Origin of the sequence: Kineosporia sp. NBRC 101677 (assembly GCF_030269265.1) — a bacterium.
In the GTDB taxonomy this organism is placed as follows: domain Bacteria; phylum Actinomycetota; class Actinomycetes; order Actinomycetales; family Kineosporiaceae; genus Kineosporia; species Kineosporia rhizophila.
The window spans coordinates 1-24,358 of record NZ_BSTA01000005.1 but is presented as its reverse complement, the minus strand read 5'-3'; the positions used below and the strand labels follow the sequence as shown (position 1 = coordinate 24,358).

At 67.9% G+C, this 24,358-nt stretch carries 19 protein-coding genes and 1 pseudogene; 9 read left to right on the top strand and 11 right to left on the bottom strand.

Going from position 1 to position 24,358, the window contains the following annotated elements; all coding sequences use genetic code 11:
* Positions 1-1,512: 1,512 nt before the first annotated feature.
* From QSK18_RS16440 to QSK18_RS16430, 3 genes are all read right to left on the bottom strand, one after another.
* A complete protein-coding gene (locus tag QSK18_RS16440; protein WP_232814911.1) occupies positions 1,513-2,448 on the bottom strand; it encodes a carbohydrate ABC transporter permease in 936 nt (311 codons plus the stop codon).
* Positions 2,448-3,398, bottom strand: coding sequence for a carbohydrate ABC transporter permease (locus QSK18_RS16435; protein WP_232814912.1), 951 nt, complete (start codon positions 3,396-3,398; stop codon positions 2,448-2,450). The genes QSK18_RS16440 and QSK18_RS16435 overlap by 1 nt, the downstream gene beginning before the upstream one ends.
* Before the next feature lie 76 nt (positions 3,399-3,474).
* Entirely contained in the window at positions 3,475-4,866 is a 1,392-nt protein-coding gene (locus tag QSK18_RS16430; RefSeq protein ID WP_285620085.1) for an ABC transporter substrate-binding protein, read from the bottom strand.
* A gap of 279 nt (positions 4,867-5,145) precedes the next feature.
* On the opposite strand from QSK18_RS16430, the gene QSK18_RS16425 reads away from it, so the two are divergent.
* From QSK18_RS16425 to QSK18_RS16410, 4 genes are all read left to right on the top strand, one after another.
* On the top strand, positions 5,146-6,243 hold the full coding sequence (locus QSK18_RS16425) for a LacI family DNA-binding transcriptional regulator (protein WP_232814914.1): 1,098 nt from the start codon (positions 5,146-5,148) through the stop codon (positions 6,241-6,243).
* Between the two features lie 66 nt (positions 6,244-6,309).
* Complete coding sequence (locus tag QSK18_RS16420; RefSeq protein WP_232814915.1) at positions 6,310-8,358, top strand: glycoside hydrolase family 36 protein; 2,049 nt, start codon at positions 6,310-6,312, stop codon at positions 8,356-8,358.
* A gap of 273 nt (positions 8,359-8,631) precedes the next feature.
* The gene (locus tag QSK18_RS16415; RefSeq protein WP_232814916.1) at positions 8,632-8,997 is read left to right on the top strand and encodes a hypothetical protein; all 366 of its coding nucleotides are present in this window, start codon (positions 8,632-8,634) and stop codon (positions 8,995-8,997) included.
* Positions 8,955-9,554, top strand: coding sequence for a hypothetical protein (locus QSK18_RS16410; protein WP_232814917.1), 600 nt, complete (start codon positions 8,955-8,957; stop codon positions 9,552-9,554). Before QSK18_RS16415 ends, QSK18_RS16410 begins: the two co-directional genes overlap by 43 nt.
* Positions 9,555-9,698: 144 nt before the next feature.
* On the opposite strand, the gene QSK18_RS16405 is transcribed toward QSK18_RS16410, so the two are convergent.
* The 3 genes from QSK18_RS16405 to QSK18_RS16395 form a co-directional block, all read right to left on the bottom strand.
* Entirely contained in the window at positions 9,699-10,307 is a 609-nt protein-coding gene (locus QSK18_RS16405; RefSeq protein WP_232814918.1) for a hypothetical protein, read from the bottom strand.
* A gap of 939 nt (positions 10,308-11,246) precedes the next feature.
* Positions 11,247-13,820, bottom strand: a complete 2,574-nt coding sequence (locus tag QSK18_RS16400) for a putative bifunctional diguanylate cyclase/phosphodiesterase (protein ID WP_232814919.1) — start codon at positions 13,818-13,820, stop codon at positions 11,247-11,249.
* Positions 13,817-15,418 carry a S8 family serine peptidase gene (locus QSK18_RS16395; protein ID WP_285620080.1) on the bottom strand — a complete coding sequence of 534 codons (1,602 nt, stop codon included), beginning with the start codon at positions 15,416-15,418 and terminating at the stop codon, positions 13,817-13,819. The genes QSK18_RS16400 and QSK18_RS16395 overlap by 4 nt, the downstream gene beginning before the upstream one ends.
* Before the next feature lie 1,176 nt (positions 15,419-16,594).
* Between QSK18_RS16395 and QSK18_RS16390 the strand changes: the two genes are divergently transcribed.
* Positions 16,595-17,863, top strand: coding sequence for an alpha/beta hydrolase (locus QSK18_RS16390; RefSeq protein WP_232814921.1), 1,269 nt, complete (start codon positions 16,595-16,597; stop codon positions 17,861-17,863).
* Between the two features lie 726 nt (positions 17,864-18,589).
* The gene (locus tag QSK18_RS16385) at positions 18,590-19,129 is read left to right on the top strand and encodes a hypothetical protein (RefSeq protein ID WP_232814922.1); all 540 of its coding nucleotides are present in this window, start codon (positions 18,590-18,592) and stop codon (positions 19,127-19,129) included.
* Positions 19,130-19,256: 127 nt separating this feature from the next.
* Here the strand turns inward: QSK18_RS16385 and QSK18_RS16380 are convergent, their stop codons facing one another.
* Positions 19,257-19,811 (bottom strand): TetR/AcrR family transcriptional regulator, encoded by a 555-nt coding sequence (locus QSK18_RS16380; protein WP_232814923.1) that lies wholly within the window; start codon positions 19,809-19,811, stop codon positions 19,257-19,259.
* Between the two features lie 91 nt (positions 19,812-19,902).
* Between QSK18_RS16380 and QSK18_RS16375 the strand changes: the two genes are divergently transcribed.
* Positions 19,903-20,625 (top strand): SDR family oxidoreductase, encoded by a 723-nt coding sequence (locus tag QSK18_RS16375; protein WP_232814924.1) that lies wholly within the window; start codon positions 19,903-19,905, stop codon positions 20,623-20,625.
* A 151-nt stretch (positions 20,626-20,776) separates the two neighbouring features.
* Here QSK18_RS16375 and QSK18_RS16370 read toward each other — a convergent pair whose 3' ends face one another.
* The 3 genes from QSK18_RS16370 to cynS are packed head-to-tail and all read right to left on the bottom strand — an operon-like array spanning position 20,777 to position 22,551.
* Positions 20,777-21,217: a TIGR03618 family F420-dependent PPOX class oxidoreductase gene (locus QSK18_RS16370; protein WP_232814925.1), complete on the bottom strand. Its 441-nt coding sequence runs from the start codon at positions 21,215-21,217 to the stop codon at positions 20,777-20,779.
* Positions 21,218-21,265: 48 nt separating this feature from the next.
* The gene (locus tag QSK18_RS16365) at positions 21,266-22,093 is read right to left on the bottom strand and encodes a formate/nitrite transporter family protein (RefSeq protein ID WP_285620071.1); all 828 of its coding nucleotides are present in this window, start codon (positions 22,091-22,093) and stop codon (positions 21,266-21,268) included.
* Positions 22,093-22,551: a cyanase gene (cynS, locus tag QSK18_RS16360; protein ID WP_285620069.1), complete on the bottom strand. Its 459-nt coding sequence runs from the start codon at positions 22,549-22,551 to the stop codon at positions 22,093-22,095. The genes QSK18_RS16365 and cynS overlap by 1 nt, the downstream gene beginning before the upstream one ends.
* Before the next feature lie 196 nt (positions 22,552-22,747).
* Here cynS and QSK18_RS16355 point away from each other — a divergent pair, with 196 nt between their 5' ends.
* Together QSK18_RS16355 and QSK18_RS16350 are read left to right on the top strand one after the other, a co-directional pair.
* Positions 22,748-23,518: a helix-turn-helix transcriptional regulator gene (locus QSK18_RS16355; protein ID WP_285620067.1), complete on the top strand. Its 771-nt coding sequence runs from the start codon at positions 22,748-22,750 to the stop codon at positions 23,516-23,518.
* 155 nt (positions 23,519-23,673) lie between these two features.
* Positions 23,674-24,243, top strand: coding sequence for a LysR family transcriptional regulator (locus QSK18_RS16350; RefSeq protein ID WP_285620065.1), 570 nt, complete (start codon positions 23,674-23,676; stop codon positions 24,241-24,243).
* Positions 24,244-24,261: 18 nt separating this feature from the next.
* Here QSK18_RS16350 and QSK18_RS35965 read toward each other — a convergent pair.
* Positions 24,262-24,358 (bottom strand): annotated as a pseudogene (locus QSK18_RS35965) (integrase); the annotation flags it as partial.

Sequence of the window (24,358 nt, the reverse complement as noted above, 5' to 3'; positions counted from 1 at the left end):
GCTGCGACGAGAAGTCCGGGTGCGCGTTGATCGACGCCGAGGAGTTCACGGTCGTGTGCGTGTGGTAGGCGTAGGCGTCGAGGTAGTCGAGGATGCCGTTGCGGAACTGCCACTGCGCGTAGTGCGGGTCGACGCCGGCGAGACCGCCGTTCACGAGGAGCGCGTCCGTCCCCGAGTCGAGGAAGCCGAGGGCCGCGGCCTTCATGACGGCGGCGTAGCGGTCGGCGCCCTCCGATTCGTGCGCGAACTTGCGGTTCTGCTCATTCCACAGCTGCCACGCGTCCACAATTCCGTCGTAGTGCTCCCCGGCTGCGAAGGCGAAGTCGTACATGTCGCGCAGGTCCTGCGGGAGCTCCCGCTTCTCGGTTCGCGTCCAGGACGGCCCGTCGTGGAACGAGGAGAGGGTTTTCAGCCCGGCGTCATCCGCTGCCTGCAGCCAGTTCCACGGCTGCTGCTCACCCGAGAAATCGAAGCTGCCCCGCTCAGGATTGATGACGTCGTTCCAGCGCTGCCGATCGCGGATCCAGTCGACGCCGGTCAGCGACAGGACATGCGCGAAGGCCTCGGCGTCGTCGGTCGCGATGAGCTTCGAACCGTAGACGTCGACCGCGAAAGGGCTGTCGTCGAGCGCGGGTCGGGACGATGCCGCGGGCAGAACGGCGAACGCGCCCTCGACGCCGGTCTGCGACCCCGTGATCCGCGCAGACACCCGGTACGCCCCGGTGTCGAGCGCGGCGCCGAGGTCGATGGATGCGGCGGACTCGCCGGTCTCCGTCGTGGCCTCGCCCTCGGCCACGACGGCCCCTTCATAGTCCGTGACGCTCCAGGTGACCGGCACGGGGCCCGGCGCCTCGCCGTTGAGCGCGGCTGCGAGCGTGACGCTCTGGCCCTGTTCGAAGACGCCGAAGCGATCGGGGGCCGTCACTGAGTCGAGGGTCATCTCGACCGGCGTGAGGGTGAACGTGTCGAGGAACAGCGTGTAGTTCGTGTTCGGAGACACCCGGCGCTCGTTGACCTGGAACTCGATCGTGTTGACGCCGGCGTCGAGGGCGAGGGTGCCCAGCTCGTAGCGACGCAGCTCGTTCGTGACCACCGAAAGCTGCCGGGCGTCACGGCTCTCGCGCCAGGCTCCGTCGTTCGCCCGCACCCGGAAGGGTGACGCCCATTCCACCCCGGTCGGGATCGTCGTCGCGTCGAGCCGGTACAGGGAGGCGTCGTCGACCTCGACCTCGTAGGTGGCGGTGTATCCGCCTTCGGGGGCCTCCGCCGCGGTGTAGAGCCGCAGTGACGAACCTCCGCTGGCCCCGGTCTGCGCAGCGGCGCCGGGCACCATGGTTGTGGCCGTGGGGTTCTCACCCTCGATCGTGAGGGGCTCGGCGGCTTGAGCCGGGCTTGCGACGAGCAGACCCGTGGCGAGCATGACGGCGGCCGCGACGGCTATGCCGGCGACGCGATGGCGGCGGAAGCGCACAGAGATCTCCTTTGATCCGAGGTGGGACGGGCAGGAAACGCTCAGCCCTTCAGAGCGCCGGCGGATCCGGCGCCCGTCAGGAATTGCTTCTGGAAGATCGCGAACACCGCGATCGGGATGAGGACGGCGATGAACATGCCGGCCATGAGCATGGCGAGATCGGCCTGAGGCGCGACCGTCGCGAGTCCCACCGACAGCGGCTGCTTGTCGGGCGAGGGCAGGGCCAGGAGCGGCCACAGGAAGTCCTTCCACGACGCGATGAACGCCAGGAGGGCGACCACGCCGATGATCGGACGCGCCAACGGCAGCACGATCGACCACAGGATGCGCAGCGGACCTGCGCCGTCGACCGTCGCCGCCTCGAACAGCTCGGACGGGATGGTCTGGAAGTACTGCTTCATGATCAGCACGTTGAAAGCACTGACGCCGTTGGTGAGCCACAGCGCCGCGTAGCTGTCGAGGAGCCCGAGGTCGATCACGGTGAGGTACAGCGGGACCAGCGAGATCACCCCGGGAATGAACAGGGTCGCCATGATCGCGGCGTTGAGGACCGGCCCGTACCTCGGGCGCAGGATGGCCAGCACGTAGCCGAGCGTCACGGCCGAGAACACGGCCACGATCACCTCGCCGCCCGTGATCAGGAGCGAGTTGGTGGTGAACCGGCCGATCTGGATCTGGTTCCACGCGTCAGCGAGGTTGTGCCACTGGATGCCCGCGGGCCACAGGGCGAACGGGGTGCGGAGAATGTCCTGCGTGGTCGAGACCGCGGACTTCGCGAGCCACAGCAGCGGCCCGGCCGCGACGAGGACGAGCAGGGCCAGGACCACCCCGACCACGACGCGGAAGGTGAAGCGGGTGCTCGCGCGGGAGAGGTCGGAGTCGGAGATGTTCGAGCGCTCGAGCGAGCGGCCGCCCGAGCGCCGCCGGGCAGAGCCGGCGACGGAGGTCGGGGTGCGGGTCCATCCGCTGAGGGCCATCACTTGCTCCATTTCCGGGACAGCCACAGGTAGATCGCGGCAAAGACGCTGAGGGCGGCGGCGAGCATGAGGCTCAGGGCCGCGGCCTGGCCGAAGTTGCCGAAGACGAACGCGTAGCGGTAGATGAGCATGAGCAGCGTCACGGTGCTGTTGTTCGGCCCGCCGCCGGTGAGCAGGAACGGCTCGGTGAACACCTGGAACGTGCCGATCAGCTGCAGGAGAAGGAGCAGGAGAATCGTGCCGCGCAGCTGCGGCAGGGTGATGTGCCAGATGCGGCGGAGGATGCCGGCGCCGTCGATCTCGGCCGCCTCGTACAGCTGCGAGTCGATCGACAGGATCGTCGCGAGGTAGATGATCGTGGTCGATCCGGCCGCGCCCCAGGTGGCGACAAGCACGATCGACAGCATCGCGCTCGAGGGGGACTGCAGCCACGGGAGCGGTCCGATGCCCACGGTCGCAAGGATCGAGTTGAAGAGGCCGCTGGCGCCGGGGTCGTAGAACACCTGCCACAGCAGGATCGACACAACCGGCGGGATCACGGTGGGCAGGAACACCAGGAAGCTCGCGATGCGACGTGAGCGGCGCATCTCGGCGAGCAGGACGGCGAGGAAGATCGGGACGGGGAAGCCGACCACGAGGGCGAGACCCGCGTAGAGGGCCGTGTTCTCGAGGGCCTGACCGAGCAGCGGGTCGGCCAGCACGCGCTCGAAGTTCTCGATGCCGACCCAGCTGGTCGTGATGAAGTTCGTCTTCTGGAAGGCGATGACGAGCCCGCGCAGGATCGGCCACCACGAGAAGAGCGCGAACAGCACCACGGCGGGCAGCAGGATGAGCATCGTGCTGAGCCCGCCCCGTCGCAGGAGCGGACGCCGACGCCGGGTCGGCGGCGGGACGGACTCCTCGCCGGCCGCCCCGGGTGGGACGAGAGGCGGGGACGTAACGGAGGCCATGCGGGCTCCTTCGTCGGAAACGGCGTGAGGACGATGAGGACGGCCAGAGCGGGGGCGTCCTGACGCCCCCGCTCGGTCAGGACTGCGGCTGCGCGTCGGCGACGATGGTCTCGGCCTGGCTCTGGGCCTCGGCGAGAAGCGCGTCGATGTCGGCGTTCTCGTCGGTGAACACGGCCTGGAGCGCGGTGTCGAGCAGACCGTAGATCTGCTGCGCCTCCGTGCGCGGCTCCGTCACGACCGCGAAGTCGGGCGACTCGGTGGCCGAGTAGTACGTCTCGAGGTTCTCGAGCGGGACGTTGATGCTCGGCTTGATGGCCTCGAGGTAGGCCGTGTACGTCTCCGGAGCGACCAGCGGGAGTCCGACGCGCGGCACCGTGCCGCCGTCCTTCGCCATGCCCGCGGCCTCTTCGGCTGCGAAGTCGAGGTCGGAGAACCGGTCGAGGTAGTAGAAGTTGGTCCAGGCCACGCCGGCCGCCGTCTCGGCATCGCTGGCGTCGGCGCGGATGACCGACACCGAACCGCCGCCCAGCGAACCGAGACCGCCGTCCTTCTGCGGGAGCGGGAACAGGCCGTACGACTCGGGAGCCATCCCGAAGTTGCGTACCAGCGGGTTGTACCACTCGGAGGCGCCCACGAGCATGCCGTACTCCCCCGTGGCGAACGCGGGGCCGGCGGAGTCGAAGTCGAGCAGGAAGTTGCTGCCCAGCACGTCCTTGTTCCAGCGCAGGTCCGACAGGTACTCGAGCGCGGCCTTCGTCGCGTCGTTGTCCAGGTTCGCGGTCGTCTCCTCGCCGCTCGCCTCCTCGACCAGGCCGCCGAATGCGGCACTGATCGCGGTCAGGGTCCATCCACCCTGGTTCGTCGTCGTCAGCTGGCCGAGGCCGGCGGCATCCGTCTTCTCGGTGATCGTGGACGCGGCGGCGGCGATGTCCTCCCAGCTCTCGAGGGTCTGGTCGGGGTCTAGTCCGGCCTGCTCGAACACCTCGCGGTTGACGAGGACCGCCAGCGTGAACGCCGAGACGGGGATGCCGTAGTACGCGCCGTCCGGGCCCTGCAGGTTCGCGGTCACCGACTCGTTGAGCTCCTTCAGTACGTCCTCGGAGTCGTAGTACGAGCTGACGTCCTTGAGCTGCTCACGGTTGATGAGCGACTGGATCTCGGTCACGGGCACGCCCATGACGACCGGCAGCGTGCCACCGGCGAGCTGCGCGGCGAAGGTCTGCGGGTCGTACACGACCTCGCTGCCCTCGATCGTGACGTCGGGATTCTCCTTCTCGAACTGCTCGACCTTCTGGTCCCAGAGCGCAAGGGCGGCCTGGTCGGTGGCCTGCGGCTTACCGCCGACGGTGAGCGTGACCTCGCCGCCGGCGGCGTCCCCGCTCGAGCCGCTGCAGCCGGTGAGCAGGAGTGCGGATGTGGTCATCGCGGCGATCAGCCCGACGGCTGCGCGGCGCGGGTGTCGTGACATGTTCGTACCCCTTTGTAGAAACGTCATTCCGCGTCGTCGGGGGTCACGGATCTTCGGGCGCAGACCTCCGGCAGAGTGCGGTTCGGTGGCGAACGTACTTCAATTGGATCGGTTCAACAAGGATCAATCTGGACAAGAGCCCGCCATTGCGTCAAGGTCCCCTTACCTGCATAGTTAGTGTCATCCTGACGAAGAGGGACCGGGGCTGATGGGATTGGACCACTCCAATTTCGATGGCCGCCCGCCCGCTCGCAGGTGAGGACGAAAGAGACTGGAGCGATGAAGCGCGTAGCCATCACCGATGTCGCCGAGGCGGCGCAGGTCTCCCGGTCGACCGTGTCGAACTACCTGAACCGACCGGAGATCCTGTCCCCGGCGACGCGGGAGCGGATCGCCCGCGCGATCGACGAACTCGGGTTCGTGCCCAGCGACGCGGCGCGCAAGATCAGCTCCGGGGACACCCGCACGATCGGGTACGTGGCGTTCGAGTTCACCAACCCGTTCTCCGGCGTGATCGCCGACGCGATCGAGCGCCGTGCGGCCGAGACCGGGCGCACCGTCATGATCGGCAACTCCGCGGGGTCGGCCTCGCGCCAGCTGGAGTACCTCGAGCTGTTCGAGCGCAAGCGCGTCTCGGGCCTGATCATCGCGACGCTGGACGAGATCGAGCCGCGTCTGGCCGAGATGCGCCGACGGGGCACGCCGAGCGTCATCACCGGCCGTCGCGCGACCGTGGCGGATCAGGCATCGGTGTCAGCGGCGGACTCGGCGGGCGGCTACCTCGCCGCCTGGCACCTCCTGGACATCGGCCGTCGCCGTCTGGCGTTCGTCGGCGGTCCGTTCAGCGTCAAACAGGTCAGCGAGCGCTTCGACGGGGCGAGCCGCGCGGTGCAGGAGGTCTCGGGCGCGAGCCTCACGGTGCTACGCGCCGACAACCGCAACATGAACGCGGGCTTCGCGGCCGGCGTCGAGATGGCCTCGCAGCGCGACCGGCTCCCCGACGCGGTCTTCGCGGTCAACGACATGGTCGGCCTGGGCGTCGTACGGGGGCTCACCTCGTTCGGCATCGACGTTCCCCGCGACGTGGCCGTGATCGGCTTCGACGGCGACGAGATCGCCGCCGTCTCCGCGATCCCGCTCTCCACGATCAGCACCCCGGGCGAGGCGATCGGCGAGACCGCGTACGACCTGCTCCTCTCGGAGCTCGGCGAACCCGTGCGCACCTTCGACTCGCGCCAGCAGATCGTCGACCCCGAGCTGATCGTCCGCGCCTCGACCGTCGGAGACGCCGCCGACGCCGCCGACGCCGCAGGCACCCCCACGCTCGAGCGGCCCCGCTCGCTCGGAACCCTCGACGCCGAGCGCCCGCACCCCTGAAGGAGACTGCGCCATGGATGCCTCGACACTCCCGCTCCGCGGGTCCGAAACGAAGATGGTGCACCAGTGAGCGTCCCCGTCGAGGTGGTCCTGAGCCGCGGCGCGCTGCAGGCCGTGCTCGGCACATCCGGTGACGCGCCCGCCGAGCTGCGCTCGCTCACGCTCCACGGCGCCGAGGCGGTACGCCCGCATCCGCTCGTCGAGGTGCTCACGGCGGCCGAACGCCATGAGCGCATGACGCTCGGGTACCGGGGTACCACGGTCGGCGCGCGACTGCGCCCGACCGCGGTGGAGAAGAGCAGCGCGGCGGCCGTCGTGACCCAGACCGACCAGGTCACCGGCCTCTCGGTGCGCACGCGCCTGACCCTCGACGACGGCGGCCTGCGCGTGAGCCACGAGCTACGCAACGACGGGTCCGAGGATGTCGTCGTCTTCGCCGCCCCCACGCTCTCCGTCACCACAGCCGCCGAGCCGGCGCAGCTGACTCTCACCTCCGGGCGCAGCGAATGGCTCGGCGAGGGACGGTGGCGTGAGGACGCGGTCGCGGATCTCCTGCCGGAGCTCGGCTTCGCTGCCGTCGCCCAGCCCGATCGCACGGGGTTCGGGCAGAGCAGCGCGGGCGGCTGGCCGACCGGCAGCGTGCTCCCCGTCGCGGTCCTCTCGACGGCGGACGCCGTGAGCGTCGGCTGGCAGATCGAGAGCTCGGCGGGCTGGCAGTGGTCGCTCTCGCGCGGTGACGGAGGGGTGGTCCTGAGCGCCGGTGGGCCCACGGAGCGCGAGCACCAGGCCGCGGTGCGGCTGCGGCCGGGAGACTCTTTCGAGACGGTCGCGGCGGGGCTCGTGGTCTCGGACGGCGGCCGTGACGGCGCGTTCGCGGCGCTCACGCGGCACCGGCGCGGCCTGCGCGAGGTGCGCGACATCGAGCGGTCGCTGCCCGTCGTTTACAACGACTACATGAACACGCTCATGGGACAGCCGAGCACGGAACGTCTGCTCCCGCTGATCGCCGCGGCTGGCGAGGCCGGTGCGGAGTACTTCTGCATCGACGCGGGCTGGTTCACTGACAGCAGCGACTACTGGAGCGAGGTGGGGGAATGGCGTGAGGCGCCGACCCGCTTCGGCGGAGGACTCGGACGTGTGATCGCGGCGATCCGGGACGCCGGGATGCGGCCAGGCCTGTGGATCGAGCCCGAATCGGTCGGCCTCGACTCCCCCGTCGCCGGCGCCCTGCCCGCCGAGGCCTTCTTCCAGAGGTACGGCGCGGCGGTGGTGGAGCAGCGACGGCGGCACCTTGACCTGCGGCATCCAGCCGCGGTGGCCCACCTCGACGCCGCCGTCGACCACCTCGTCGCCACGTTCGGCATTGAGTACCTCAAGCTTGACTACAACATCGAGCCGGGCTCGGGCACCGACGTCGGCGGCCTCGCGCCGGGGCACGGGCTGCTCGCGCACACGAGAGCACTGCGGGACTGGCTCGTCGCGCTCCAGCGACGGCATCCGCAGCTGCTGATCGAGAACTGCGCCTCGGGTGCGATGCGCAGCGACTACCACCTGCTCGCCGTGACCCACCTGCAGTCCACGAGCGACCAGCAGGATGCTCTGCGGTACGCCGCGATCGCCGCAGCGGCGCCGGCCACGATCCTTCCCGAGCAGGCAGGGAACTGGGCCTACCCCGCCGCGGCCATGAGTGAGGGCGAGCTCGACGTCACGCTCGTCTCGGGGCTGGCCGGCCGGTTCTACCTCGCCGGCTTCCTGAACGAGCTGAGTGCCGACGCCTTGGCCCGGGTACACGAGGCCGTCGCGACGGCGAAGACCCTGCGCGGCGACCTCGCGACCGCCACTCCGTTTTGGCCGATCGGCATGCCGGGGTGGGGCGACGACATCCTGTGCCTGGGTCTGCGGCAGAAGGACGGTTCAGCGGTGTTCTGCGTGTGGTCGAGGGGAACCGAGGGCGCCCATCTCGCGCTGCCGCACGTCGGTGCACTCACGCAGATCTTCCCCTCCGGTGCCGCATGGCACACCACCGCGGCCGAGGATCATGCGGTGGTCACGGTGCCGGCGGGACCGGCCGCGGCGGTCTTCCGCACCGAGCGAGCCGGGTACTCCACTCCGTGACCGAAGCCCGCGAAGGAGCCAGCATCAGATGCCTTCACGGGCCGGCCCCACAGACTCGGGGAACCGAACGTCCCCGGTCGAGGGTGGGGCGTTCAGGCCAACGCCCCGGAGACACCGTGACGAACCGACGAGTAGGACTGTCGTCGCCCTAGCGTTCCCGGCATGACGAGCTACAGCGGCCAGCAGGATCGGGATTCGGTAGCTGACGGACTCCCCGTTCCGCAGGTGACCTGCTGTCTGTGCCGGCGGCCGGTCCCGCCTGCCCATGAAGTCGTGGCGTTGGATGCCGAGTGGCAGCGCCGTTTCACGTCGATGGTCGGGGTGCTGGCCTGCGAGGAATGTGTGCTCGAAGCCGAGTGGAAGTGTCACGACGAGACCGGGAACTACGTGTCCGGCCACATCCCGGCCGCCGGCCTGCCCCCGCAGACCCAGGACGTGGACTCGTGGAGTCATCTGCTGGCCCAGGGCAGCCAGGTCGCCATGATCAAGCAGTTCGCCGACCCCGCCCCGCGGCCGGTCGCCCCGAGCATTCCGAACCGGGTGGCCCGGGTCGACCTGAGCGAACAGCGCACGGAGTTGATGGGACTCATCGACGCGTGGCAGACCACCCGACCCTCACGTTCGAGGGCGGCGAAGTGAACCGGATGGGCGGCTCCTGGAAGGGTGCTGTCGTCGTGCTGGCCTGCGGGCTGGTCCTGGGGGCAGGAGGCGCGGCGTGGGGGGTGAACCGAACGTCCACCACCACACTCGCGCCCGTGCAGCAGATGACCCTCACCTCCGCCTACGGCCCGGAGGCTTTCCAGGAGAACGGACCTATGGACGGGGTGGGTGGGGGCGGGAGCATCGACCGTCTGCCGGTCACGGTGCCGGGGGACGCCTCGGCGTACGACGCTCTGGTCACGGTCACCTTCCGCTACCGGACAACGGGCAAAGGGCGTTACACACTCGGCCTGATCGCGAGTACCGACGTCCGCAGAAATGAACTGACCAGGCGTCCAGCGACGCCGTGGCCCTTGGCGGCCTCGGCCGTTACAACCTCCTCCACGGTGCAGTTCGTCGTGCCCGCTCTGGAAGCCGCGCAGACGTACTACTTCGCGCCGACCGCGAGCACGTCCCCGCTGACCCCGTCACACAGCAGCCGTATCGCCACGAACAACATCGTCATGACAATCCAGCTCACCCCGCGCCCCGACTGACTCACAGACTGAGCCGCAGTCACAACAACGGAGACTGATCGGTCTGGTCGCAGCCTCGTGGGCGCGATCAGATCGCTTCTTCGGACCAGACCGCTCCATGTGTACCTGATCGAACGGGCCGCATCGGTGTTTGATGGCGCAAGGTCAGCGTCCACGTGTCAGCATCACGGCCAGCCCACCGCCGAAGAACACGAGCGCGGCCCCGCCCGACACGGCGGTCGAGGTGTCCCCCGTCGTAATGCCATTGACCAAGAGCACTGCGCCCACCACGGCCAAGATGGCTGCAGCGATCAGCGGGCCCTTGCCGAGTGGCGGCTCGCCCCGCTGGGCGGCGGTCGGGCGTGTGAGCCTGGCTGAAGCCGTTGACTGCGGGAGTTCTGATGGTGACGTGGGGCCGGGCCGGTGATGATCCTCATTCTGAGCGGCGGGAAGTAGGGGATCGACCGCCCTGGACGCCGCCCGCACCAGATCGTCACCGTCCGGTGTTCCCCAGGCGAGCCAGACCTCGGTATCTTCGCGCTCGACCCTCGTCACGCCACGAACCGCGGTCAGCGCGTCGTAGAGGGCCTCCGACATGCGCGTCTGGAGCGGCTCTTCCCGCGCAAACTCAGCCAGGGCCACCACGATCTGCCACGGGTGTTCCGGAGGCAACAAAGCCTCGACGTGACCCCAGTCCCCACCGTCGGTTCGGGTCCACTGTTCAAGCAGCTCTTCATCGTCCGGCGGATCGACACGGCGCACCTCGATCGACATCGAAGCAGCATACGTTGAGCGCCGGGATGTCACGTCACCCGCGCTGAACCCATCCGACTGGCATCACGAGTGAAAGGCCAAGATTCGAAAGGGTGTTCACCAGTAGCGTGGCGGACCGGTCTGGAACAGGCCTCACGCAGGAGGTGACAGATCTGGCTGAGCCCGGCGCCCGCGCGGTGCACCACAGAGTGCAACTTGTGGTCCGGTGTTTCGCTCAGTACTCGGCCGGTGGCGAGCGACACCCTGGCCATCGGGACGAGGGCACTCCGCAGGAGTCCTTACCGAACTGGTGGTTGGACGTTGCAAGCCGCTGAACGTCCTTGGAACGGTCCCGACCTGGGTGATCACCAGTTTCAGCACCCATTCTTCGGTCCACCTGGCCGGGAAGATCACCGCCCCTGTGCCGGACATATCCCCCTAGAGACAACGCAATCGTCCGGGCCCATGTCGTACTCGCGGCGGAAGGCGCCGGCGAGGGCGAACAACGTTCCCGGTGTAGCGGGTAGCAGCCCGGTGCAGATGGCCCCGGACAGTCAGGCCGCCATGGTCGGCATCATTCCTGAGACCGGTCCCCGTGATGCGGCCACGAACGCCCTGGTCGCCGATCTACGCGTCACCCTGGAACCGATCGGCACCGACACGGGCGACTACGTGGCCGTGACCGCCGGTGGCCGCAACGCCGGCCGGGTCGTGGTGGCCGCCGCCGCAATCATGATCGCGGTGTTCGTCAGCTTCCTGTTCTCCCACGACCCGAACATCATGCCGATCGCGTTCAGGTACATGATCAGCAGACCAAGACGTAGCTTGGCCCCGGTCGTTCGTCTGGTCTCAGGAGATGCACCCGAATCAAGTAGTCAGTCCCGTTGCCTTCGCGACGCCCCTCGAGAACGGTTCGCCCGGAGAACAGCGCCGAACCCATCCGACCCGACCAGCTCCAGCTCAGAGCCTCAGAGCGGAGTTCAAAGCAGTCCTCCTGAGCCGACCGGCAGCGAGGTCGTCGACGGCCTCGGCCGGCAGGGCCTGCGCGATGAAGTATCCCTGGGCCAGGTCACAGCCGAGCCCGCGCAGGAATTCCAGCACGTCGGCGTCCTCAACTCCTTCGGCCACGACCCGTAGACCCAGGTTGGCGCCGAGGGTGAGGATGCTGCGGATCAGCACAGCACTGGCCAGGGCCTCGCCCGTGCCGCTCAGACCCGCGATGAAGGACCTGTCGATCTTCACTTCGCGGACCGGCAACTTCTGCAGGTAGGCCAGGCTGGAGTATCCGGTTCCGAAGTCGTCCAGAGAGAGGGTGACGCCGATGTCGGCGAGGCGCTGCAGGATCGGCACGGTCCGGGTGGGGTCGCCCATCACACTGCTCTCGGTGATCTCCATGACCAGGCGGTCGGCGGAAAGCCCTTCGGCGGCCAGAGCTGCTGCCACGTTCTCGGGCAGGTTCGCATCGTTCACGCTGTGAGCGGAGAGATTGACGGCCACCGCCAGGTCCAGGCCGGCATCGCGCCAGCGCCGGCACTGTCGCATTGCCTGGCGCAGTACCTGCCGCGTGAGTTCCTCGATCAAGCCACCGGATTCGGCCAGCGGAATGAACAGGCCCGGTCCCAGCAACCCGTGCCGGGGGTGTCGCCACCGGACCAGGGCCTCGACGCTGGTCACCTCGTTCGTCCTGAGGTCCAGTTGCGGCTGATAGCACACTTCCAGCTGGCCGTGCTCGAGAGCGAGGGCAAGATCTGCGAGCAGGGTCAGGCGTTCGGCCCGACCGCGGTCCAGTTCCTGGCTGTAGACGACGATGGGGCCTTTACCAGCCTTGGCCGAGTACATTGCGGTGTCCGCGTGCCGGAGCAGGTCCGCGCCGTTCATGCCGGCGCCGGCGAGGGCGATGCCGATGCTTGCCCGGGTACTGACGACTGCGTCGGGCAGGGTGATCGGCGAGGTCAGTTCGTCCACAATGTTCTTGGCGGTCCGCTCGGCCGCACGCAGCATCCCGGCCGGACCGGCACTGGATTTCGGCAACAGGATGGCAAATTCGTCTCCGCCGAGCCGGGCCACCGTGCCGACCTCGGGAACGCAGGCGCGGATGCGGGCCCCCACCACTCGAAGGAGTGCGTCTCCCACGTGGTGACCCAGAGCGTCATTGACTTCCTTGAACCGGTCCAGGTCCAGGAGCAGGACCGCAGACCGCTGGGACGGAGGGGCGCTCGCCGTAGGTTGCGATGTGCCCGGGGCCAGATCCTGCTCGATCCGCTCGGCCAGCAGTACCCGGTTCGGTAACCCGGTCAAGGCGTCGTGGGTGGCATCGAAACGTAACTGCTCGACCAGCCGGATCCCGCGCAGGGCAGTGGCCAGGTGCCCGGCCAGGGTTCCCAGCAGGGTGAGATCATCGGCGGTGAACGTCGAGGCCTCCCCCATCCGGTCCTGGGCGATCAGAACACCTTGCACACCTTCGGAGGAGAGCGGCACGATCATCGCGTCCCTGGCCGCATGGGCGGTCAGCCAGTCGCGCATCCCCTGATCGCGCGTGGTTCGAGGAATTACGATGAATTCCCTGCTTGCGCAGGCCCGGGCGATCAGAGCGTCCCCGGGCCCGCTCGGGGGTGAGTGCAGAGTACTCAGGGCTTCGTCCTCGGCGATGCGCAGCTGCACATCGCCTTCCTCCCGGTAGACGATCAGTTGGACGCTGCTGGCGTTCAGCAGCTGTCGGGTGGGGGCCAAGAGCAACGCGGCCAACTGCTCGAGCGTGGTCGCACTCAGGCTCTGCTCGACGAAATCATGCATCAGCGCCAGAGACTGGTGCCGGTTACGAAGGCTCAGATAGCTCCGGTAGAAGACAGCGGTCACCGCGGTGAAGCCGAGAACCAGGACCAGGCCGAGCCGGCCGTGGGCCAGCAGCACGGTGGCCGCGAGGGCGCACACGGTGCTGAACGGGCTCAGCACGGCGGCGGGCCCCAGCACCGCCTTCGCCTGGGAGTACGTGACCCGGTCCTGGTGGACCGAGATGACCAGCAGGACCAGGGAACTCATCACCAGGTCGATCACGACCAGCGTCAGACAGCAGATCATGGCTGCGGCGAGGCCCAGATCGGCTCCCGGCCCCAGCACCTGATGCAGGACGAGACCGACGGCCCCAGCTTCGAAAAGATAGGCGCCCATGTTGTACCCGCGTTTCAGCCACGGCAGCTGCTGACGGCTGAATGCCACACCGGCGCCGATCAGCCGGGCCAGGATCACCAGGCGCAGATCGAAGGAGAGCACACCGAGCAGGAGCGCCACCCCCGACAGTGAGAACGAGTGGGCCTGGTGCCGGAACTCGACGTGCAGCAGGGCCAGTTCGGCGGCCCAGAACGCCAGCACCAGCAGCACAAACGCTACCGCCGGAGGCATCGGCGGATTCTGCGCCAGGACCGCACCGCCATCGGTGAGCAGCAGGGCGATCGCTCCTGCAGCGACCAGACCGAGCGCCAGGGTCACGGTGATCGCCGTGGCCCGACGGACGGCGGTACGGGGCGAGGCGGTCACTGCCAGTCCTGATGGGTCCAGCCTTTGCCGGTCCAGCGGGCACCCGTCCACCGCGCTCCGGTCCAGGACACGTCCTGCCAGGAAGAGCCGGTCCAGCGGGCACCGTCCCAGCCGGAGCTGATCCAGTTCGACCCGGACCAGGTACTGCCGCTCCACTGGGCGCCGTTCCAGCGCCCGCCGGACCAGGCCGTCGCTGTCATTGAAACGGCTCGCCAGGCGGCCGGATTCCAGGGTGATCCCTGCACGTCGATCTCACCGGACAGCAGGGCTCCGGTCTCGGCGTCACTCAGATGGTTGCCACCGCGTGCGGCCTCCAGCGACCCGAGCCCGCCGGCCTCGGGGAAGCTCTGAACCGTGTCGTCGCCCTTGTTCTTGCCTGCCCGCTGGAGAATCTTCTTGGCCTCGTTGAGCGCCGCGTCGATGTCGATCTGGCCGTTGCCGCGCTCGAGCACTGTGCCGCTGGTCGAATGGGCCGTGCGGGTCAGAGCTGCCTTCACCTGGTCGGGGGAAAGCTGCGGGTGAGCCTGCAGCAGGAGGGCGACAGCGCCTGAGGTGACCGCCGCGGCCTGGGAAGTGCCGCTGCCGCGAAAGAGCCGGCCTGTCGTGTCGCCTGAGACCAGACCTTCGGGATGGTGAGCGTCGATGTACGAACCGGGAACGCGCAGCCCGGCAATGGAGGTACCCGGGGCCATCAGGTCGACGTGCCGGGCTGCGTTGCCCCGGCTGCTGAACGGGGCCACCGCCGGGGTACTCCAGCCCTTGACCTCGGTGAGCGGGTCGCTCGCTCCGACGGCAAGGACGTAAGGATCGATCGCCGGGTTGTTCAGCCGGCCGTGAGCGGACCCCTCGTTACCCCCGGAGACAACGACCACGATGCCGTGCTTCCAGGCGTTCTCGACGGCGGAGGACAATGGGTCCTGCTGATACGACTGCGTTGAGAGCGTGCCGTAGGAGAGGTTGACCACGCGAACCGCCATGCCGTTGTCGTTGCGGTGCTGAACGACCCAGTCCAGGCCGGCGATCACCTGGCTGACGTCGGTGCTGCCGTCGGTGGTGGCGAGTTTGAGCGCCAGCAACCGGGCGTCGGGAGCTACACCGAGCTGCACCTTGGTGTCAGGCGCGATCGGTACGCCCTTGTTGCTGACCGGAACCGAGTCGCGCCCGGCGATGATGCTGGCCAGGTGGGTGCCGTGGCCGTAGGTGTCTCGACCGCGCAGGTCCGTCGAGTTCGTCTCAAGAGAAAGGTCAGGCCCGTGGATCACTTTGCCGGGATCGTCGAGGCCGGCCACATCGTCGTTGACCCCGCTGTCGAGCAAGGCGATCGTGACCCCTTGCCCGGTGATCGCCCGGCCCGCCGAATCCTTCTTCTTCCACACCGCTCGGGCGCCGACGGCGGTGGTGACGGTGGCCATCGAACCGGCGTCCTGGCTCGGCTTGTTCTTGCCGCCGACGTCTTTCGCCTTGGCATCGGTCTTGGGGTCGCCCCACTTTGCAGTGGTCCACGTCTGGTGCGGCGAGAAGGCCACCTGCCGCTCATGAGCGACAAGGCCGCCGCTGACCAGGCAGAAGGCCAGAACGAGGACGAGGCCTAGGAGCATGAAAGCTGCGGATCTGTAAAGGGAACCCCGGAATACTCGCAAGTCTGTCACGGCCGCTCACTCTACGTCGCAGAGGGGTGGCATTTCAGCGATTTTGCGGAACGGGTCGAAACTGTGCGCAACGAACCCAGTTCGGCTTGAGGTGACGGCACGCCGCCCCGAAAGGCTCCCGCACCCTCGGCGGCCAGCCAGGCGTGGCCAAATATTTCAGCGGCCGATGCAACAAGATCATGACCGACCCCAGCCTCCGCCACCCTGGCCCAAGTACGGACCCAGCCTCGTCGCGAGCCACGGAGATTGCTGCTTCACCGTCCTGGAATCCCCTGACGGCCACGAGAACACTTGTGCCGAAGACCAGCCCACGGCGGATGCCGCGGACACGTGTCCTGGGCCGCGAACGCTCGGCGATCCCACTCGACGCCCACGCCCCGCCGGTCGCTACCTCACTTGCAGGGGCCCTCCGGCGAGATCGTGCACATGGTGCCGAGGAGCAGCCCGCCCGTATCACCTCTGTGAACCTGCCTCCCAAGGGAGCTAGGAAAGGGCGAATGGTCGACATCCAGCCTCGGACAGAGATTTCGTTACGCGCTCCTCGTGTCGCCCCGGCGGACCGCCAGACGTTCAGCGACCTGGACAGTCCGTAGCTCCTGCGCCACCAGCACGCCCAGCCGGCTCATTGCATCCCTGACGGTGGCCCCAAAGTCAATGCTGTCCAGGAGTTCTCGCATGGCCCCGCTGATGGGCACCTCTCGCAGACCCGACTCCGTGCCCACCGCCAGCAGTGGAGGACCGGATTCGGGAAGAGAGATGGCAAAAGGAGGGCACCCGCGAGTCAGTTCCGGGAAGCCCCGTGCGTCACTCATGACTGAACGGTAGGGCTCACGGCGCGCGCAGGGTGAAAACGCCTACAAGAAAGACCGAACGCACTAGCTACCGCCTCAGCCGAAGGATGGACGGGCGGGAGGCAGCAGGCCCGGTCGATCGGGGCACACTCGTGCCGCCCCGCCCCGATGGTGAGTCGGCGCGGCGCAGACCCAGGCAAGCCACGTCGTTCAGCAGAACTGCCCGCACCATCGGGCCGGTCAGCATGGCCCTCCGTTCTGGACACAACCTCGCCCGGGCCCCGGACGTCGTTTGTCCGTCACAGGACAGACAAGCATCCTCACGATCGGAACCATGGTGATCAGACGCATCGGACCGTGCCTCGCGGCAGTTGCTGGCGCAGTACTTCTCCTGGTGCCGCTCGCGCCCACGGCCCAGGCCTCCGCGCGAATCGACCCGGCGGCTCCCGGCAAGCACGCGGTCGAGGTCGCCGACTACAACCTGGGCGATTCGGCCTTCACGATCCCCGATTTCCACGTGTTCGGCAGCAACAAGCCTGCCCCACTGGAACTGGCGGGCCGGGTCCACTACCCCCGGGACCTGAAGAACGGCCCCTACCCCTTGGTTCTGCTGGCCCACGGGCTATGGCCCACCTGCGCCGACCGGGCCGCCTCCAAGGAGTTCGACGCTGCTACCGCTCTTCTCTACGGTCCGAATGCGCCGGAGGACCCGGACGAACTGGCCAGGCTGGAAGCGGTCGTCGAGCGCACCGGTGAACTGCTGAACCGCTGGCCCTGTGCCACTGGCACGCCCGGCCTGCCGAGTCTTCGTGGCTACGACTACCTGGGCAAACAGTTGGCGAGCCACGGATTCGTCGTCGTCTCCATCGGCGTCAACGGGATCAACGTCGGAGAGATGGGCGAGGCCCAGGACCAGGCTCGCGCCACCCTGGCCAACAAGCACCTGCAGATGTGGCGGGACCTCGCGATCAGGGGCAAGGGCCCGCTGGCCGGTCACTTCACCGGAAGTCGTCCTTCGTTCCGTGGGCACGTGGACCTGCAGCGCGTCGGGCTGATGGGGCACTCACGGGGCGGTCGTGGGGTGATGAGCCAGGCCGCCGACGTGAACGCCGCGAAAGTACCCTCGGGGGTGCGGATCGGCGCGGTGCTGGGTCTGGAAGCAGTGAGCTTCTACCGCGCAGACGACGACCCCAAGTGGGAGCTGCCCTACCGCGTCACCCGCATTCCCTCGGCCACCCTTCTGGGCGACTGTGGCTACGGCTCGAGGGGTTACTTCGACGCCGCCAGGAAACACTCCAAGGTGCCGACCTACCTGTGGAACATCCACGGCGCCAACCACAATTTCTTCAACACCCAGTGGTCGCCCGACAGCGGCCAGGTACAGGCTCAGGACGACGCGTTCGTACCTGAGCCGGGTAGGTGCGGTCCCGGGGGAGCCCTGGACCGAAAGCTGGACGAACCGCAGCAACGTCACGTTGGTATGGCCTATATGTCGGCCTTCTTCCGCCGGCATCTGGCCGGGGACAAGAAGTTCGATCCAATGCTCAGTGGCCGCACCCATCCCCTGGCCGAGATCGCCCAGGTTGAGGCTCAGAGGGACTGAGCCTGCCGCGAGCGCCCCTCAGCGACATGGCGTTGCTGCGGGGTCACTCACCGGCCCATTGACGGCGGCCACTGTCTGATCGGTGTACTCCTCGGAGCGCAACTCCGATGCTCGCGGCCCATCATTCGCCGATAAGCACTGGCGCCACGTCATGTACACGGTTCCGTCCCGAAGCAGGCCTGCCTTCGGGCCGATCCCTTCTGTGCCGGGCGAGTCTCGGATCCAACCGCCACCTACGCATGGACCTCCACGCCAGCCCTCAGGTGGCGAACTCGCGCGTGATCTCCCCAACACCCATACGGACCGGAGCGTCTCGGTGCGGTTGCGAGTTGGCCCGCAATCCCCTGGCTCGCACAGTGCCAGAACGAGGTAGCTGCTTTGCACTCGCCGCTCCATCCACGCGCCTTCCAAAGTCATTCGACTTGCCAGTCAACATGTTTCAGGAGAACCTCTTCGTCGCCGCCCTGCTCCGACGGTGCGCCGGCCAGGGCGCCCGCGCGTCACTTCGTCATCAAGCGCACATGTTTTCGTCAAGCAACTACTGGACTGTCGCGCCTGAACCTCAGCTGTACGCCAGGTTGCCGATTCCTGAATTGCCTCTTGAGTACAGGGCAGGGCGGTGATCGTGCCGCCGTCGGTGCGGCGAGGACCAGACTCACGGACGATGCAGCCTGCGTCTGGTTCTCCCCATGACGTCTCTAGGAGGACGACTACGTGATGTTCCGGGTGAGGGCGAAGCGTTCGGTGTTCAAGGCGGCAGTGGCGGTGCCGGTCGCGGCCCTGCTCCTGGCCGGGTGCGGCGGTGGCGACGACGATGACGACAACGACGACGACATGGCACAGAGCCAGACGACCGAGATGACCACACCGGCCCCTGACCCGTCCCAGTCGGATGCGGCGGCCGCGCCGGGCACCGGGACCAGCCCCGCAGTCCAGGACATGGACGACGCCTGGGATCAGATTTCCGACCAACTCGAGGCGGCCGGGCGCCAGGCCGGGCCGGACGGTTTTGCGAAGCTGGCCTGCGACTCTGTCGAGGGCACCCTGCTGGGCGGCCAGATGCCCGGCGTCACCAAGGACGACACGGTCGTGGTCAGTGACGCCCTCGGCGAGGTGCTCGAAAGCATTCTCGACGGCGTTGAGGACGCCAACACCGGCGTCACGACCATCAACGTCGACAACACGCTGAAGAAGGAGTGCCCCGACGTGCACGCTGACGCCGTCAAGGCGTCCGGGGTCAACGACCTGAACGTCCTCCTCGACTGATCGGCTCGCGCCACCCCAAACTCTACGTAAGACAACCGGGCCGGTCGCTTCCACAGACAAGACTGGAAGCGTCCGGCCCGGTTCCTGTCTGTACTCAGGCGGCCGATTTTCGGCCTACCCGTGGCCGCTAGAGGGGACGAAGGCCGTCCATGACGAGGTCGAGCAGGTGGGCCGTGCGGGCCTCCCAGTCCTCATTGGGCACCCGCCACAAGAACCCGACCAGCAACAGAACGTCTTGCGCGTCGACGTCCGCACGCAGCAGCCCCTGTTCCTGGCCGGCGTGCAGCAAGGTTCCGATCGTTGTGAGCGTTTCGGCGTAGTACTCAGCCGAGAGATCAGCGCGGGTGGCGGCGCGAACCGCCGCCGCAGCGCCGTGCTTGATCCGCCCGTACGCCGCTAAGCGGTCCAGCCAGTGACGCAGCGCCTGGTCGGGCGGATACTTCTCGAGCAGACCAGGCCCGGAGTCGAGAAGCTCCCGCAGATCCACCCGGTAGACGGCGACCAGGAGAGCCTCCCGTGTGGGGAAGTGCCGGTAAAGGGTGCCCTGACCCACCCCGGCCTCCTGGGCAATCGACTTCAGCGTGGCATCGCTACTGCGGGTGAACTGCTGACGAGCGATCGCCAGAATGCGCTCACGGTTGTGTTCGGCGTCCGCTCGCCTGCCGGTCTGTTGCCCTGCCATGGCTCCATTCTGCCGCTTGCCATCCGGACAAGTGTCCGCTTAGCCTGATCAAGCCAAACGGACACTTGTCCACTTAATGGGGAGGGTCGCCATGGACAAGGTTGTAGCCATCACCGGGGCCGGCAGCGGGATCGGGGCCGCCACCGCCGAACTGCTGTCGGCCGCCAGAGCACGGGTCGTCCTGGCCGGGCGACGGGCCGATCGGCTCGCATCCCTGGCCGAGCGACTGCCAGGAGAAGCCGCCTGGCTGCCCACCGACGTCCGCCATCGCCCCGATCTGCAGGCCCTCGTCGATCTGGCCGTTGAGCGCTTCGGACGCCTGGACGTACTGGTCAGCAACGCCGGGGTGGCCACCGTGGCCCCGCTGCACGAGCTCACCCCGGAACAGATCGACGACATGGTCAACGTCAACCTCATGGGCGTCCTGCACGGAATCACCGCCGCACTGCCAGTTTTCCGAACCCAGGGCAGCGGGCACTTCATCCAGACGGTCTCCACCTCGGGTCTGCGGATTGTGCCCGGGCAGACCATTTACGCAGGCGTGAAGAACGCAGTGAGGACCATCAGCGAGGGCTTGCGCCAAGAGGTGGGCGAGTCGATCCGGGTCACCGCAGTGTCACCCGGCATGACGCGTACCGAATTCGTCGGTGCCGAGCCTTCCCCGGACAATCCGGCCGCCCAGGCCATCTACGAGCAGGTGCAGCGCGTGGCCATCGGAGCCGACGCTGTCGCCCGCGCCATCGTTTTCGCGATCGAACAGCCCTCCGACGTGGACGTGAACGAGATCGTCGTACGGCCCACCGCCCAGAGCTGAGTCGCCCCTGGTCCCCTGATCAGGACACATGAGCACAACCGCTTGATGTTGGGACCACTCTCCTGATCTTCGCGGCAATCAGCCTGGGCACCCCTCTGGTGCTCGGCCTCTCCCCCATCCGCCGGCTCCACGACCTCAGCGACCTCGAGGCTCAGAGAGTCGGGTAAATGCGTTGTGGCTGAATCAGAACGGCAGTACGCCGCTCGTCGACCATGGTTCGGTCGTAAGCGTCCCAGTCGTCGTGCGTTCCCCCGGCCGCGCTGAAGATGTCACGCAGGAGAACGCGCAGCCTTTCGGGGTCCAGCCAGTCCTGAGCATCGTCCGGCCCGGCCAACTCGGCCGTGCCCTCGACCGTGGCGTAACGCCAGCCGTTGCGGAAGGCGACCGCCAGGCGCGGACGCGCCCGTAGATTGCCCAGCTTGATCTTGCCGTAGGTGACGAAGGCGAGCACCGGCACCCCGCTCGCCGGATGAGCCAGGAGGCCGGTGTTCACCAGCGTCGACTGGACCGAGCCGTCCGCGCGGGCGGTGGACACGATGGCCAGGCCGTGATCCTCGCGCGAGAGCGCCCAGGCTTGCTCCAGGGTCGTCATCCCGAAAGCGTACCCATGCGGATGTACCAGAGCCCGACCTGCGTGTGATCAGACTTCGGAAGGCACCTTGCGCGGCCGGGTGGGGGCCGTCCGGGCGTGCGTGGCGTAGATGATCAGCCCGACGAAGGTCAGACCGCCCACCAGATTACCCAGCAGCGTCGGGATCTCGTTCCAGACCAAGTAGTCGGACAGGGTGAAGTCGCCGCCCAGCAGCAGTCCGGAGGGGAACAGGAACATGTTCACCACGGAGTGCTCGAAGCCCAGGTAGAAGAACACCAGGATGGGCATCCACATCACGATCACCTTGCCGGGCACGCTGTCCGACATCATCGCCCCGACCACCGCGGTCGAGACCATCCAGTTGCACAGCACCCCGCGCACGAACAGCGTCAGCATCCCGGCCGCCCCGTGCTCGGCGTAGCCCAGCGTGCGGCCCTCGCCGATCGTGGCGATCTGCTGGGCCACCGCGTCCGGCTCGACGCTGAAGCCGTAGGTGAAGTAGATCGCCATCAGCAGCGCGGTGGTCAGCGCCCCGGCGAAGTTGCCGACGAAGACCAGGCCCCAGTTGCGCAGCATCCCGGGCACGGTCACCCCCGGCCGGCGGTCCAGCAGGGCCAGCGGCACCAGGGTGAAAACTCCGGTCAGCAGGTCGAAACCGAGCAGGTAGAGCATGCAGAACCCGACCGGGAAGAGCAGTGCGCCGAGCAGCGGCTCCCCGGTGCGCACGGTGACGCTGACCGCGAACGCTGCGGCCAGGCCGAGCAGGGCACCGGCCATGAAGGCCCGGATCAGGGTGTCCCGGGTCGACATGAACACCTTGGACTCACCGGCGTCGAGGATACGGGCGGCCAGTTCCTTGGGCGGCACGTACGACATCAGGCACCCCACTGGTAGGGCAGGAACTTGCCGTCGATGCTGACCACGACCCGGGCTCCGTCCGGGTGCTCACGCCGCGACACGTCCACGCTGCAGTTGATCGCGCTCATGATCCCGTCACCGAACTGCTCGTGGATCAGCGCCTTGAACGCCGGGCCGTAAACCGCCAGCAGCTCGTGGAAGCGGTAGATCGTCGGGTCGCTGGCCATCACCGGGTCGGCGGTGCGGTACGGCTGACGCTGCAGCGCCCGCACGGTCTCGTCGCTGAGCTCCAGCAACTCGCCGACCTTCTCGGCATCGTCCCGGGTCATCGGATGCGATCCCAGGAGGGCGGCGGTGGCCCAGACGGGCGGCTTCCCGAGGCGCTCGGCCAGGGCCCGCCAGGTCAGGCCCTTGGCGATCCGCTGCTCGTCGACCTCGTTCGCCGCGTGCTCCCGGAGGGCGGGGTTGTATGCCATGCGTAGTCCTTTTCAGCTCGTCGTGGCTCTCCTCCCAGCCCACCGCACCACCACCCGGCCGGCCCAGGCTCTGAACGCAGGCCTGGCGGCAAAACGCGCAGCCGGCGCGCCCCGTCACACAGCCGCGACACACCGGCAATCGCCAGGACACGGCCGCGTGTGAGCCTCGACGCCGACCCGAGGAGAGGTGAGCTGCATGACCGCGATGCCCACACTCGTCCCCGCACCGGACAGCGCACTGCTGGAAGCGGTGATCGAGCAGGCCCCGACCCCGCTGTGGGTGATCGCCCCGCAGGGACACGTGCAGCTGGTCAACCGGGCCGCGGTAACGCTGCTGGGCTACCACCACCGCGGTGAGTTGCTGGGCCGGCCCAGTCACGGCACGCTGCACGACACCCGTCCCGACGGTTCGCGCTACCCCCAGGAACACTGCCCAATCGTGGGACGTCCAGGGTCCGGGCCGCGCAACGGCACCGAATGGTTCACCACCCGTTCGGGGCGGCCGGTCCCGGTGGTCTGGATGGCCCGGTCGCTCGGCCCCACCGGCGCCACGCTGCTGTCGTTCGAGGATGCCGGCCATCGCGGCACGGGTGGGCCCGGGAATGAACGTCAGGCTGCCCGTAGGGCGGACACCCACGAAATCCGCACCCGGGCCCGAGTACGCGACGAGCTGTTCCAACAGGTGCACCAGCACTTTCGCGACCCGCAGTTCGGCGTGGCGCAGCTGGCCCGGGCCAACCATCTGTCGGTGCGCTCGGTCCAGGTGCTCTTCGCCGAGGTGGGCCGTACCCCGGGTGACGAGATCCGCTCGGCCCGGCTGGATTTCGCCCGCCAGCTGCTCGAACGCGGTGCCAGCGTTCGTTCTGCTTGCCACGACAGTGGTTTTAACGACCAAGGGACGTTTGCGCGCGCCTTCCGCCGTCGGTTCGGCGAATCACCGAGCGGGTTCGCCGGAAAGCGCTCCTGAGGCTCGAGGCACCGACGCGCGTTATTCGTGCGAGCGCCTCTGATCCCGGCGAGCGATAGGGCCCGACATTACCATCCGTATTCCAGCCTCCAGCAGATCCTGGGCGCTTCACGGCAAACAGTAGGGCCCTGTACTGCAGTATTAGGCTGCCTGACGTGAGCGATCTGGACCTACGTCGGCTGCGGTACTTCCTGATACTCGCCGAAGAGCTGAACTACGGCCGCGCCGCTGAGGTTCTTCACATGGCCCAGCCCGCGCTGAGCCGCGCCATCACAGCGCTTGAGCGGGATCTGGGCGTGACTCTTTTCAACCGCTCGAAATCAGGAACACGGCTGACCCCCGCCGGTGAACTCCTGCGCGGGGAGGCACGCCAGCTCCTGCTGGCGGCGGAGGTTGTTCTTCAGCGGCGCATGCGCCGGGCCGCTCGTGAGGGGCAAGAGCTCACCATCGCCTTCATGCCGGGCCTGATCGTGACGCCGGTCGCGCGTCAGCTGGAGGAGAAATGGCCCGGACTGCGGGTCCAGCTCACCCGCACCTCCTGGACCGGGCAGACTGCCGGCGTGCGGGACGGGCGTTTCGACGCCTGCTTCGCCCGTCGTCCCATCGATGACGAAAGGGGCCTGAACATTGTCCCCTTGTACGGAGAAACGTTCGTGGCGGCGATCTCGGGTGATCATCTGCTGGCCGGCCGGGACCAGGTACTGCTGAGCGACCTAGTGCGATGACCACGAACGTTGGCCGGGTCAGGCCGCGGTAGCGGCTTGACCTCGTGGTCGGCCCCAGCGCAGGCCTTTCTCGGCACGGATGCGTGCTCGTTCGCGGCGTTGAGCGGCCAGGATG

What these genes read in the sequence shown, in the direction of transcription:
- QSK18_RS16375 (WP_232814924.1), top strand. Translation starts at nt 19,903, where the DNA reads ATGGACAAGGTTGTAGCCATCACCGGGGCCGGCAGCGGGATCGGGGCC.
- QSK18_RS16370 (WP_232814925.1), bottom strand. Translation starts at nt 21,217, where the DNA reads ATGACGACCCTGGAGCAAGCCTGGGCGCTCTCGCGCGAGGATCACGGC.
- QSK18_RS16430 (WP_285620085.1), bottom strand. Translation starts at nt 4,866, where the DNA reads ATGTCACGACACCCGCGCCGCGCAGCCGTCGGGCTGATCGCCGCGATG.
- QSK18_RS16355 (WP_285620067.1), top strand. Translation starts at nt 22,748, where the DNA reads ATGACCGCGATGCCCACACTCGTCCCCGCACCGGACAGCGCACTGCTG.
- QSK18_RS16425 (WP_232814914.1), top strand. Translation starts at nt 5,146, where the DNA reads ATGAAGCGCGTAGCCATCACCGATGTCGCCGAGGCGGCGCAGGTCTCC.
- QSK18_RS16405 (WP_232814918.1), bottom strand. Translation starts at nt 10,307, where the DNA reads ATGTCGATCGAGGTGCGCCGTGTCGATCCGCCGGACGATGAAGAGCTG.
- QSK18_RS16390 (WP_232814921.1), top strand. Translation starts at nt 16,595, where the DNA reads ATGGTGATCAGACGCATCGGACCGTGCCTCGCGGCAGTTGCTGGCGCA.
- QSK18_RS16435 (WP_232814912.1), bottom strand. Translation starts at nt 3,398, where the DNA reads ATGGCCTCCGTTACGTCCCCGCCTCTCGTCCCACCCGGGGCGGCCGGC.
- QSK18_RS16395 (WP_285620080.1), bottom strand. Translation starts at nt 15,418, where the DNA reads ATGCTCCTAGGCCTCGTCCTCGTTCTGGCCTTCTGCCTGGTCAGCGGC.
- cynS (WP_285620069.1), bottom strand. Translation starts at nt 22,551, where the DNA reads ATGGCATACAACCCCGCCCTCCGGGAGCACGCGGCGAACGAGGTCGAC.
- QSK18_RS16440 (WP_232814911.1), bottom strand. Translation starts at nt 2,448, where the DNA reads ATGGCCCTCAGCGGATGGACCCGCACCCCGACCTCCGTCGCCGGCTCT.
- QSK18_RS16365 (WP_285620071.1), bottom strand. Translation starts at nt 22,093, where the DNA reads ATGTCGTACGTGCCGCCCAAGGAACTGGCCGCCCGTATCCTCGACGCC.
- QSK18_RS16380 (WP_232814923.1), bottom strand. Translation starts at nt 19,811, where the DNA reads ATGGCAGGGCAACAGACCGGCAGGCGAGCGGACGCCGAACACAACCGT.